At 63.0% G+C, this 12,120-nt stretch carries 9 protein-coding genes; 1 reads left to right on the top strand and 8 read right to left on the bottom strand.

The window, feature by feature from the left end:
* Positions 1-29: 29 nt before the first annotated feature.
* The 3 genes from hutU to hutC form a co-directional block, all read right to left on the bottom strand.
* On the bottom strand, positions 30-1,733 hold the full coding sequence (gene hutU / locus AC07SI_RS06910) for a urocanate hydratase (RefSeq protein WP_065899838.1): 1,704 nt from the start codon (positions 1,731-1,733) through the stop codon (positions 30-32).
* 384 nt (positions 1,734-2,117) lie between these two features.
* The gene (locus tag AC07SI_RS06905) at positions 2,118-2,678 is read right to left on the bottom strand and encodes a HutD/Ves family protein (RefSeq protein WP_065899836.1); all 561 of its coding nucleotides are present in this window, start codon (positions 2,676-2,678) and stop codon (positions 2,118-2,120) included.
* Positions 2,675-3,385, bottom strand: coding sequence for a histidine utilization transcriptional repressor HutC (gene hutC / locus AC07SI_RS06900; RefSeq protein WP_017738808.1), 711 nt, complete (start codon positions 3,383-3,385; stop codon positions 2,675-2,677). The genes AC07SI_RS06905 and hutC overlap by 4 nt, the downstream gene beginning before the upstream one ends.
* Positions 3,386-3,532: 147 nt before the next feature.
* Here hutC and AC07SI_RS06895 point away from each other — a divergent pair, with 147 nt between their 5' ends.
* The gene (locus AC07SI_RS06895; RefSeq protein WP_495005428.1) at positions 3,533-4,897 is read left to right on the top strand and encodes a formimidoylglutamate deiminase; all 1,365 of its coding nucleotides are present in this window, start codon (positions 3,533-3,535) and stop codon (positions 4,895-4,897) included.
* A gap of 66 nt (positions 4,898-4,963) precedes the next feature.
* Here the strand turns inward: AC07SI_RS06895 and AC07SI_RS06890 are convergent, their stop codons facing one another.
* The 5 genes from AC07SI_RS06890 to AC07SI_RS06870 form a co-directional block, all read right to left on the bottom strand.
* Entirely contained in the window at positions 4,964-5,533 is a 570-nt protein-coding gene (locus AC07SI_RS06890; protein ID WP_106805393.1) for a lipocalin family protein, read from the bottom strand.
* 30 nt (positions 5,534-5,563) lie between these two features.
* On the bottom strand, positions 5,564-5,818 hold the full coding sequence (locus AC07SI_RS06885) for a hypothetical protein (RefSeq protein ID WP_017849914.1): 255 nt from the start codon (positions 5,816-5,818) through the stop codon (positions 5,564-5,566).
* A 176-nt stretch (positions 5,819-5,994) separates the two neighbouring features.
* Complete coding sequence (locus tag AC07SI_RS06880; RefSeq protein WP_065899834.1) at positions 5,995-7,005, bottom strand: class 1 fructose-bisphosphatase; 1,011 nt, start codon at positions 7,003-7,005, stop codon at positions 5,995-5,997.
* 109 nt (positions 7,006-7,114) lie between these two features.
* Positions 7,115-8,467: a DUF3999 domain-containing protein gene (locus AC07SI_RS06875; protein WP_495005498.1), complete on the bottom strand. Its 1,353-nt coding sequence runs from the start codon at positions 8,465-8,467 to the stop codon at positions 7,115-7,117.
* Positions 8,467-11,991: a DUF2339 domain-containing protein gene (locus AC07SI_RS06870; RefSeq protein ID WP_495005427.1), complete on the bottom strand. Its 3,525-nt coding sequence runs from the start codon at positions 11,989-11,991 to the stop codon at positions 8,467-8,469. Before AC07SI_RS06870 ends, AC07SI_RS06875 begins: the two co-directional genes overlap by 1 nt.
* Between the last annotated feature and the right edge of the window lie 129 nt (positions 11,992-12,120).

Genomic DNA, 12,120 nt, shown 5'->3' with positions numbered 1-12,120 from the left:
CATCGCAGGCAAGCCAGCTCCCACAGGGGTTACTTGATCATCGGGAGGTTGAGCCCCTGCTCCTTGGCGCAGTCGATCGCGATCTGGTAGCCGGCATCCGCGTGACGCATCACACCGGTGGCCGGGTCGTTGTGCAGCACGCGAGCGATACGCTCGGCGGCTTCGTCGGTACCGTCGCAGACAATCACCATGCCCGAGTGCTGGGAGAAGCCCATGCCCACGCCGCCGCCGTGGTGCAACGAGACCCAGGTCGCGCCGCTCGCGGTGTTGAGCAGGGCGTTGAGCAGCGGCCAGTCGGACACGGCGTCGGAACCGTCCTGCATGGCTTCGGTTTCGCGGTTCGGGCTTGCGACCGAGCCGGAGTCGAGGTGGTCGCGGCCGATCACGATAGGTGCCGACAGCTCACCGCTGCGTACCATTTCGTTGAACGCCAGGCCGAGCTTGGCGCGCTGGCCCAGGCCAACCCAGCAGATACGCGCCGGCAGGCCCTGGAAGCTGATGCGCTCGCGCGCCATGTCCAGCCAGTTGTGCAGGTGCGCGTCGTCCGGGATCAGCTCTTTGACTTTGGCGTCGGTCTTGTAGATGTCTTGCGGGTCGCCGGACAGTGCTGCCCAACGGAACGGACCGATGCCACGGCAGAACAGTGGGCGGATGTACGCCGGTACGAAACCTGGGAAGTCGAACGCGTTCTCGACGCCTTCTTCCTGGGCCATCTGGCGGATGTTGTTGCCGTAGTCGAAGGTCGGGATGCCTTGCTTCTGGAATTCCAGCATCGCCTTGACGTGCACGGCCATCGACTGCTTGGCAGCCTTGATCACGGCGGCTGGCTCGGTCTTGGCGCGGGCGCGGTATTCGTCCCAGCTCCAGCCGGCCGGCAGGTAGCCATTGAGCGGGTCGTGGGCGCTGGTCTGGTCGGTGACCATGTCCGGGCGTACGCCGCGCTTGACCAGTTCCGGCAGGATTTCCGCCGCGTTACCCAACAGGGCAATGGAGATGGCCTTGCCTTCCTTGGTGTACTTGGCGATACGCGCCAGGGCGTCGTCGAGGTCGGTGGCTTGTTCGTCGACATAACGGCTGTTCAGGCGGAAGTCGATACTGACCTGCTGGCACTCGATGTTCAGCGAGCATGCACCCGCCAGGGTCGCGGCCAACGGCTGGGCGCCGCCCATGCCACCGAGGCCGGCGGTAAGGACCCAGCGGCCCTTGAGGTTGGAATCGTAGTGCTGGCGGCCGGCTTCGACGAAGGTTTCGTAGGTGCCCTGCACGATGCCTTGGCTACCGATGTAGATCCAGCTGCCGGCGGTCATCTGGCCGTACATGGCCAGGCCCTTGGCATCCAGCTCGTTGAAGTGTTCCCAGCTGGCCCAGTGCGGCACCAGGTTGGAGTTGGCGATCAGCACGCGCGGGGCGTTGCTGTGGGTCTTGAACACGCCGACCGGCTTGCCGGATTGCACCAGCAGGGTTTCGTCGTCGTTCAGGTGAGTGAGGCTCTCGACGATCTGGTCGTAGCACTCCCAATTGCGCGCCGCACGGCCAATACCGCCGTACACCACCAGCTCCTTCGGGTTCTCGGCCACTTGCGGGTCGAGGTTGTTCATCAACATGCGCAGCGGCGCTTCAGTCAGCCAGCTTTTGGCGGTGAGCTTGTTACCGCGGGCCGCGCGGATTTCGACGTCACGGTATTTTGTAGGCCTGGCTTTAGAAAAATCGGTCACGGCTGGACTCCTCGGCATGATGCGCGAACAGGGATGGTGCGAAGGAGAGTCTTACGCACACATCTTTACTTGTACATACAAGCATATGCAATCAAGCGGCCAACTTTTTGCGCGAGTCGTTTGGAGTTTTTTCGAAAGCGTGTGCGAGCCTTGGAAAATAAGGCTTCGAGGCTTGATGAAATTTCTTACAAAGGAGTTTTGCTACGGGAGGGGTTCGTCACCAACGCGTGGTTTTGCGCCACGCTGGGGCATTCGGTAACAAATTGGTGCGCAGGCTGGAAACAGTTTTCTGCTCACCACAAAACAACTGTGGGAGCAGGCTTGCCCGCGATAGCAGTGTGTCGATCAGCACACCCCATGCTGATACACCGCTATCGCAGGCAAGCCTGCTCCCACCGTTTTTTAATCGTGTTGAGTCAGTTCGATGATGCAACTGCGGCCGCTGACCGAGATATCCAGCAGGCCAGTGTTACCGTCCACTTGCAGGCAGTCGTGATGGCCAAGCACGTGGTCCAGCACCTTTACTTCATCCGCCACGCTGAACACCAGCACCGTGTGCGCCGTGCTGAAAAAGCGTTGCACGCCGTCAATCCACTGCAAGCGTGCGTGGTAGCGCTGGGGCGAGTAGATCAGGTTGAAATCGCGGATCGGCCCCGTGATCAAGCGGCACGACACTTGGCTGTCGCCCTTGAACGCAAAGGGTTGCAGCGGCAACAGGCCCAGCTGTTCCTCGCCATCCACGGTGAGCACCATGCCGGCGCCCTTGATCACGGTGATTACGCGCTGATAGCCGGCAAAGGTGGAAAACCCACCCGACTCGGCGATATCGGCAATCGACAGGCGCCAGCCAAAGCCATCCAGGCCGGTACCGGCGTCACGGGTGATTTCTTCGGTGCTGCCACCGCCGTTTTTCCACGGCATGCGCACGTAATCGGCGGCGCGCCAGACTTTCACTGCACTCATTTACTGAAACGTCCTTCCAGGCTATGACGGGAACCGGGGTGGATCAAACGCGCAGCGGTCACCGGCTGGCGACCCGACCAGGTGCGTCGGCGAATCAACAGGCAGGGCTCGCTCGGCTCGATCTGCAGCAACTTGCACTCGGCGGCGTCGGCGAGAATCGCCTCGACCACGTGCTCGCCTTCGGTCAGCGGTGCGACCTGGTTCAGATAGGCGTAGGGGGTTTGCTGGGTGAAGTCCTGCTGCAGGTACTCCGGCGCGACCAGGGCGTTGACGAAACGGTCCTCGATTTGCACCGGAATGTCGTTTTCAAAGTGCACGATCAGCGAATGGAACACCCGTCCGCCTTCGCGCATTTCCAGCGCTACGGCGCGTTCGGAGCCGGCTGCTTCTTCACCAAGGTGAATGACCTGGCAAGTATGCCGATGCCCACGGGAGGCGATTTCATCGGCGATGTTGTGCACCTCGAACAGCGCCGACTGGCTCTTGGGTTCGGCGACGAACGTGCCGACACCTTGCATGCGCACCAACAAACCTTCGGCGGTGAGCTCGCGCAGGGCGCGGTTGATGGTCATGCGGCTGAAGCCCAGCTGGCTGACCAGCTCGCTCTCCGACGGCACGCGGTAATGGGGCGGCCAGTTGCCGTTGAGGATCTGCTGGCTGATCATCTGTTTGACGCGGGCGTACAAGGGCGCCGGACTTTCGTCCATGTGGGCAGCCAGTGAAGACTTGGCGGGCGGAGTCGGCACAGGGAATCCTTGCAAGAGGAAAAGATGCATAGATTGCCGGAGTTTACCGAGCAGGCAAACGTCTGTATATGTATATACAAATAAACACACGACCGGGGTGACATGATCATGTCCGCTTTCTTTGCCGAACGCGCACTGCTGCCTAATGGATGGGCCAACGATGTACGCTTTGAAGTCAGCGCCGATGGCCTGCTGACCCACGTTGAGCCCAACGCCAGTGCAGACGGCGCCGAACGGCTCAGGGGCCCGGTAGTGGCGGGCATGCCGAACCTGCACTCCCACGCGTTCCAGCGCGCCATGGCGGGCCTGGCGGAAGTCGCCGGCAACCCGAATGACAGCTTCTGGACCTGGCGCGACCTGATGTACCGAATGGTGGGCAAGATCAATCCGGAGCAATTGCAGGTCATCGCCCGACAGCTGTACATCGAGATGCTCAAGGCCGGCTACACCTCGGTGGCTGAGTTCCACTACGTGCACCATGACGTCAGTGGCCAGCCCTATGCTGACCGCACGGAGCTGTCGCGGCAGATCAGCCAGGCGGCCGCCAGCAGTGGCATTGGGCTGACACTGGTGCCGGTGCTCTACACCCACTCGGGATTTGGCGGCCAGGCACCCAATGAAGGCCAGCGCCGGTTTATCAACAGCACGGAAAACTACCTGGACCTGCAAGCGCGCCTGAAACCGATCCTCGCCGCGCAACCGGCGCAGCAGCTGGGGTTGTGCTTTCACTCCCTGCGCGCGGTGACCCCGCAACAAATCAATGACGTGCTGGCCGCCAGCGACAAAGCTTGCCCGGTGCATATCCACATTGCCGAGCAGCAAAAGGAAGTCGACGACTGCCTGGCCTGGAGCGGCAAACGCCCGCTGCAATGGCTGTATGACAATGTCGAGGTGGATGAACGTTGGTGCCTGGTGCACGCCACTCACGCGGACGCCGACGAAGTGGCCCGCATGGCCAAGAGCCGCGCGATTGCCGGTTTGTGCCTGACCACCGAAGCCAACCTGGGCGACGGGATCTTTCCGGCCGTGGACTTTCTGGCACAGGGCGGTCGCATTGGGATCGGCTCCGACAGCCACGTCTCACTGAGCGTGGTCGAAGAATTGCGCTGGCTGGAATACGGCCAGCGCCTGCGCGACCAGCGGCGCAATCGCTTGTATCGCAGCGATCAGCCGATGGTCGGCCGCACACTGTTCGATGCCGCGCTGGACGGTGGCGCACAGGCGTTGGGGCAGCCGATTGGTCGACTGGAAGTGGGTAAGCGCGCGGACTGGATCGTGCTGGACGGCAATGATCCGTACCTGGCCACGGCGAGTGAAGACGGGATCCTGAATCGCTGGCTGTTCGCCGGTGGTGATCGGCAAGTGCGCGATGTGCTGGTCAACGGTAAGTGGGTAGTACGGGATGGGCGCCATCCTGGCGAGGAAGAAAGCAGCCGGGCATTCACGCAAGTCTTGAGGGATTTGCTCGGCTGACGGGCGACACAAAAAAATAGGGGAGCTGGCAAGCCAGCTCCCCTATTGGATTGAGGGTTCCCTCAGTTACTGCGAGGTCTTGGCCATCTGCTTGTCCGACGTACGCCAGATCAACCGTGTGGTGTCATACCCCTGTTGCCGCGCCCTGCTGAGCAGGTCTTCGCGAGTGTCGGCATTCACCGTCGGCGTGCGCGACAGGATCCACATGTAGCGCCGGCTCGGGCTGCCTACGATGGCGGTCTTGTAGTCATCGCTGACGTACAGCACCCAGTAGTCGCCCTTGGCGACGCCGGGCAGCAGCGCGGTAAACCAGTTATTGAATTCAACCCAGAGCTTGTCGGTCTTGCCCGGCACTTGCGGCGTGGCCGTGCCTTTGGCTTCTTCCCACTTCCACTCGCTGGTCAGGCAGCGGTTGAACACCGACATATCGCCATCGGGCAGCAGTGTGTAGCGGGCTTCGGACTGCGCGCAGTTGCGCTGGAAGTACATCGGCAATCGGGCCAACTCATACCAGGTGCCCTGGTAACGCTTGAGATTGACGTTGCTCGCGGTCTTGGGTTGCAGATCATCGCCAGAATGACTGGCGCAGCCCGCCAAAAACAGGCTGGCACAAAGGCACAAAACAAAACGCATCATTCTTCTTCTCCCGCAGGCTCTCGCCCCGGTTTACTTCAGGCCTTGCCCGGAAAACATCAGAACTTTGTCACCGGCATATTGAACGCTGATAAAGCTGTTTTTATCGCCCCACGTGCAGCTGGACATGCCCAGTGCGCCAGAACAATCGGTCGGCTTACCCAGCAGCGACTCCACCTCGGCCTTGGCCATGCCAGCCGACAACTTTGCGTAATTTTCCTGGTTGACCTTGCTGCAAGCGGCCAACAGCACGCAAAAAGCCAGCAAAGCGAGACGGCGTAACGACATGGAAAAACTCCTGGAGGGACGAAGCAGCTTGGGTATCTGCCAGAAGCTTAGAAGGGAAAAGAGGTGTCTGGTTCCCGACGAACGAAAACAAAAAAGCCCCGAAAACGCTGAAACGTTTCGGGGCTTCTTTAACGGTGAACCGGCTCACAACACGGCCGATAATTTATCGCCGTGGGTTATGCCTTGTGATAGGCCGTCACACGCTCAACTTCTTCCTTGGAACCCAGGAACACCGCCACACGCTGGTGCAGGCCTTCAGGCTGGATGTCGAGGATGCGCTGGTGGCCGTCGGTGGACGCACCGCCCGCCTGCTCTACCAGGAACGACATAGGGTTGGCTTCGTACATCAGGCGCAGCTTGCCTGGCTTGGATGGCTCGCGGCTGTCGCGTGGGTACATGAACAGGCCACCACGGGTCAGGATGCGGTGTACGTCAGCGACCATCGCAGCCACCCAGCGCATGTTGAAGTTCTTCTTCAACGGGCCTTCCTCGCCTTCCATCAGCTCGTTGACGTAGCGCTGTACCGGGGCTTCCCAGTGACGCTGGTTGGACATGTTGATCGCGAATTCCTGGGTCGAGGCAGGGATCGAGATGTCTTCGTGGGTCAGTACGAAGCTGCCCATTTCACGGTCCAGGGTGAAGCCCTTGACGCCGTCGCCCAGGGTCAGCACCAGCATGGTCTGCGGGCCGTAGATCGCGTAGCCGGCAGCGACCTGCTCGGTGCCTGGCTGCAGGAAGGCCTTTTCGTTCAAGGCTTCGTTCTGGCTCAGGTATTCGTTCGGGCAACGCAGTACCGAGAAGATGGTGCCGACCGGCGCGTTGATGTCGATGTTCGACGAACCGTCCAGCGGGTCGAATACCAACAGGTAGGCGCCTTTCGGGTATTTGCCCGGAATCTGGTAGGCATTGTCCATTTCTTCGGACGCCATGCCGGCCAGGTGACCGCCCCATTCGTTGGCTTCGAGCAGGATCTCGTTGGAGAGTACGTCGAGCTTCTTCTGTACTTCGCCCTGCACGTTTTCAGTGCCCATGCTGCCCAGGACACCACCCAGTGCGCCTTTGGAGACGGCGTGGCTGATTTCCTTGCAAGCACGCGCCACCACTTCGATAAGGAAGCGCAGATCGGCAGGCGTGTTGTTGCTGCGGGTCTGCTCAATCAAATAGCGACTCAAGGTAACGCGGGACATGGAAGGCTCCGGAGAATGGGGGGGCTAAAAACCCGCGCAGTTTAACGCGAGTCGGGGCGTATTTCCTCCTATCAGAGGATTTAAACCCAATAGAGTTCATGGACTTTATTTAACGTGCCACCGGCGGCTTGCGCAGCAAACTGTAGGCCATGCCTCCCAGCGCCGCCACACCCAGCAGGAGTACGGCCCACAGGCCGAGCTTCTTCCAGTCGGTGCCGGCCTCGGTCGGCGCCACCACGACCGGCGATTTGACCACCACCTCCGTCGACAACGTGGCCTGGCCCAGCGCCTTGACGCGCGCGGCGCTGTAATCGGGAATCAGCGTCGACAGCGGCAGGTTCGCCGCCTTCACCGCGGCATTGCCCAACGCCAGCGTGAACGGCGGCTCACCCCGCGCCAGGAACACCAACTGCGTGGCGCGCACGGCAAAACGCAGGGCCGGTGCTTCAACGCCCAGGCCACCGCCGCGCTCATCCACCTGCAATTTCAGCTGGTTGACCACCTGGCCAGGCAAACGCAGCTCATCCTGCACCACGTCCTGGCCGTTCTGGGTCAGGCGGTACAGCAAGCCATTGCTCAACGGTTGCCAGGCCTGCTGGCTGTCCCGCCGCCCTGCCAAGGTCACCGGCGCCAAGGTGTTGGGCTGCTTCAATTCAACCCGCAAGCGCTCGACATTCAGTCCCACCGGCAACTGCCAACTGTACTCCCCCGCCTTGAGCCGCGACCCCGCCAACTGCTGCGACCACACCAACGGCAGCGGCAGACTGCTGCTCGATGCACTCACCAGCTTGGCCGAGGTCAGGCGCGGCGCCGCCTGGCCTTGCCACATCAGGCGCAGGTAGCGTGCCGACTGCCCTGGCAAGCTGACGTCATGCTGCTCGACTCGCTCATCGGCAAACGACAAGCGTGCCACCTGCCCATCGCCCCAGGATTCCCAGTGCTGCAAGTCATCGCTGGCTTCGATGCTGAAACGCTGGAAGCCCTCGTGCTCGCGGCTCCAGTCGAGGCTCAACTGCTGCAATGGCGCCTTGATCGCGCTGGCATCCAGCACCCAGCCGCGCAATACCTGCTTGCCGGGCTTCGCGCCGCTCGAGGGTTTGATTTCCACCAGCGTGCCCGCCGTAGTGGCTTTCATCGTCACGCCAGGCGAAGCGTCACGGGTATCGGAGGCGTACAGCGGGAACCACTTCACGTCAGTGATGTTGCGGCTTTCGGTGCGTTCGGAGGCCTGGCGCGACAGCGCATAGGCTTGCGGCTCGCCGGCGGCGTTGAACACGCGCACATCGCTCAGGTCAGCCTGGCGCGCGGCCAACTGCACGGCGAGGGGCAACTCCAGGCGATACCAAGGGCCGTTGCCACTCACCGCCAGCGGTACCTGGGTGGTGAAATCGGCCGGGGTTTCCTGCGCCCACACGGCCAACGTCGTACACAAGCCCACCGCAATTACGCTCAACTTACCGATCAAGAGGCTGCTCCTTCAGTTTCCAATACAGGTTCGGCACGCTTGGGCGGCAGCGGCGCAAAGTAGCCCACCACCAGCAACAGCCCGCCCACGCCGATGAACGACACGATCCGCGCCAGGCCGCCGCGGTTGCTCAGTTCGACAAAGAACAATTTGGCGACCACTACCGCAATCAACACCGCCCCGATCAACCACACTTCACGACGATGGCGCAGGTGGCCACCGATCATCAAGCCGAGGGCGATGAGGGTCCAGACGATCGACAGGCCGGCCTGAACCAGCATCGACGCCAGCAACGCATCCAGATGGAACGGCACGCCGCCCCAATGGTGGGCCGTGCGCATCACCAATGCAGTGAAGAAGGCAAACAGCGAAACGCCCGCGACACCCTGGGCGATCAACTCGGCACGTGGCCCACGTTGCGGCGCCACGCTGCGCGACCACAGGTACACACCCAGCAGCGCAAACAGCAGGCCCAGGTCCAACGGGTTGAGCAGCGGCACATAGGGCAAAGGGTTCGCCGTGCCGTCACTGAAGCTGTTCGCCAGCCAGAACCAGCCGAGCATCAGCACTGCCAGCGGCAAGGCGGCCAGCACGCGGTACTCACGCGGGTACGCCGCCACTGGCCATGGCCAGGTGCGCGGCGCGGCGGCCAGCACCAGATACAGGCTGGGCAGCATCGCCCAGCCCAGCCAGCGCCAGGCGTTGTATTCACTCGAGAGCCGCAACAGGCCGTACCGCAGCTCCAGCGCCAGTACGCCGATCAGCATCCAGCAGCCGAGCACATGGGCCACGCTCAGCACTCTGGCCGGCACACTCGCCGCCAGACGCCGCAACGCGATGAAGTGCACCGCGAACACCGCCAGCCAAGCCAGCCAGCCGTAGTGCGCCGCCGGGTGATAGTAGTTGTGCGCCGAGACCAGCAGCACCACGCCCGCCGCCGGCATCAGCAACGCGCATAGCACACCGAGCGACGCCCAGTGCAGCCGCGTCGCCAGCAGCGCCCAGATCGCCACGCTCAGCGCCGCGATGCCGAGCAAGGCCGGGCCCTGCAGCTCGTCAGGAAGAAACCGCAGCACTTCACCGACCAACGCCAGCGTCCACCAGGCCGCGCCCCACACCAACAGCAGGTCGGACAGACGCTGCAGCTTCAGCACAGCAAACACCGGCGCATGCGGCTCACGTTGCAAACGCCAGGCGCCGACCAGGGCAGCCAGGCCCAGCACCATCGGTGTCCAGAACCCGCTGTGGGCCAGCGGCCGCAAACCCTCGCTGGTCAACGGCCCCAGCAGTTGCGGCACCGCCAGCAGGAACGCGCTGCCTCCGATCACCTGCAACAGCAGGCCAAAGACGAAACTGACGCGCTGCTGCAAGTGCAGGCTCAGCCAGATGATCAACACGCCACTGGCCGCCCACACCGCGCTGGCGCTTTCCCACGGCAACACGAACAGCACCGCGAGGTTGATCAGCACCAAGCCGGCCAGCAGCACCACCGAAAGCCCGCGCAGCAAGCGCACGTCACCGCGCACGCTGTCGTCGCGGGCCGCCAGCAACATGCCGCCGATCAAGGCCAGGCCGATCAGCGAGGCGGTCAGCAAACCGCTCCAGCCCGCATTGAAGACCGCCGCGCCGTCACCGCCTTGCAAGCGCAGCAGGAACACAGCACCGCCGAGCAACTGCACCGCGAATGCCGTGAACAGAAAGGTGCGCGAGCCGATGCGCAGGCCGACGAACAGCGTCACCAGACCGGCGATTGCCCAACTGATCGCGGTGCCTTGGGTCAGCCAAAAGAACGGTGCAAGCAGGTACAAAAAGCCCAGGCCCAGGCTCGCCAGCACGGGCAGCCCTTTGCGCTCCCACGCTGAGGCCTGCTGCGCCGAGGCCTTGCGCAACTGGTCGAAGCTGAACAGCAACGCCGCGCCGAGCAGCAGCGCACCCAGCGGGGCGCCGTCGAGCAAGGTGTGCTCGCCGATGCGCAGCTCACTGAGGAATGCCAACGCCGAACCCACTTGCAGCAACAAGCCGAAGGCACGCGCCAATGGCCGCTCCTGACGCAAGCCAAGCCAGAAGATCCCGGCGCCCTCGACCGCCCAGGCGGCGGCAGTCCAGCGCGCATCGAGACCCAACGGAATGGCCAGGCTGGCAAAGATCACCCCCAGCGCCAGGCAGGTTTCCGCCAGCAGCAACGCGCGCCCGCCACCCAACAGGCGAGCCAGGCCCATGTAGATGATCCCCAGGCCCAACGCGCTGAACGCAGCGGCAAACTCCAGGTGCTGTACCAGTGCGAACTGCAGCCCGAACCCCACCAGCGGCGGGCCAAACAGCATACTGCCGTCGACATAGTGCCCCTTGGCCAGCGACCAACGCAGCAGTGCGGCCCGGCTGTCATCGTCGGGCGCGTCACGCATTTCCAGCAATGTGCGCCGGGCGAACAACAGGCCGATGGCCAGGTACATCAGGAAAAACAGGATCAGGAACGGCTCGGTGCTCCACAGCAATTCGGGCGTGTAGGAGCGCATGCCCCAGGCGAAGCCGATGCCAAAGGTGCCGACAAAACCGATCAGGTTGAGCAGGCGCCAGGCCTTGAACCACGCGATGGCAAGGATGCCGGCGTTGAGCAGGGCGAAATAACTGAACAGCGCCACATGGTTGCCGGCACCGGTTGAGGTGAGGATCGGCGCCGCAAAGCCGCCCAGCGCCGCCGCACAGGCCAGCCCCAGCGCATCCTGGGTAATCGCCAGGATCGCCGAGAACACCGTGACCGCCACCAACAGCCCCAGCGCCGCGCTCGGGTCGATCAAGGGGTGCAGGCGCATCGCGGCAAACACCGTCAGGTACAGCACCGCAATCCCGGTACCCTGCAGCATCAGTCCGTAGTTGCTGTTGCGCAGCCGCAGCCACCAACCCAGGCCCAGCAGGCCCAATGCGGCAGCGGCAACGCCGGCGTAACGCAGTTCGATCGGCACGACCATGCCTTCGGTGGCGTAGCGCAGCAGGAACGCCAGGCCGAGAAACAACAGCACCACGCCGACACGCAGCACGGTATTGCCGCCAAACAGCCAATTGCGTGCGCCGCTGATCGCGCGTTCGATCAGGTTGGGTCCACGAGGGATTGCAGGTTCCTGGGGCCGCGGCGTGGGCGCGGGGGTCCACACGCCATCCGGCAGCGGTTGGCTGGCTTCGACAGCCGCAGCGACGGGGGCTATTTCTGCTTCTGCCGGCAACTCCCACACAAGCTCTGGAGCCTGGGTGACAGGGGTCGGCTCAGGGATAAGCGGTTCGACACTCACAGGGCTGGCCGGCGTGGGCACTTCCAATTGCCGCAGGCGCTCACCCAGCGCGATCAGCGCTTTCTGCGTGGTTTCCAACTGACGTGCCTGCTGATCCGCCTGGGCCGAGAGCTTCGCCAGGCGAATCGCCTGACCCACGCCCAACCCCAACAGCGCACCGAAACCGGCATCGGTGAACGACTCATCGAGCGTCCAGCCGAGCACCAGGCCAATCAGCATGAGAATCCATTGCATGGTCGATATCCCTAAGCAGCCCGAGGCGGGCGAACTGGCGCCTAGTATATCGACGCAGACCCCATGTGGAAGCACGCTTATGCGGGCGCCGGGCTTGCCCGCGATGCAGACACGTCGGTGTATCAGTCA

The organism is Pseudomonas sp. GW821-FHT05D12, from assembly GCF_059419825.1.
Note: the sequence above shows the minus strand (reverse complement) of the source record. Positions and strands in the feature narration are given on the sequence as shown.

Bases quoted from the DNA above. Each gene is read 5' to 3' on its own strand.
- hutC (WP_017738808.1), bottom strand. From the start codon at position 3,385: ATGGACGAAAGTCCGGCGCCCTTGTACGCCCGCGTCAAACAGATGATC.
- AC07SI_RS06880 (WP_065899834.1), bottom strand. From the start codon at position 7,005: ATGTCCCGCGTTACCTTGAGTCGCTATTTGATTGAGCAGACCCGCAGC.
- AC07SI_RS06895 (WP_495005428.1), top strand. From the start codon at position 3,533: ATGTCCGCTTTCTTTGCCGAACGCGCACTGCTGCCTAATGGATGGGCC.
- AC07SI_RS06905 (WP_065899836.1), bottom strand. From the start codon at position 2,678: ATGAGTGCAGTGAAAGTCTGGCGCGCCGCCGATTACGTGCGCATGCCG.
- hutU (WP_065899838.1), bottom strand. From the start codon at position 1,733: ATGCCGAGGAGTCCAGCCGTGACCGATTTTTCTAAAGCCAGGCCTACA.
- AC07SI_RS06870 (WP_495005427.1), bottom strand. From the start codon at position 11,991: ATGCAATGGATTCTCATGCTGATTGGCCTGGTGCTCGGCTGGACGCTC.
- AC07SI_RS06890 (WP_106805393.1), bottom strand. From the start codon at position 5,533: ATGATGCGTTTTGTTTTGTGCCTTTGTGCCAGCCTGTTTTTGGCGGGC.
- AC07SI_RS06885 (WP_017849914.1), bottom strand. From the start codon at position 5,818: ATGTCGTTACGCCGTCTCGCTTTGCTGGCTTTTTGCGTGCTGTTGGCC.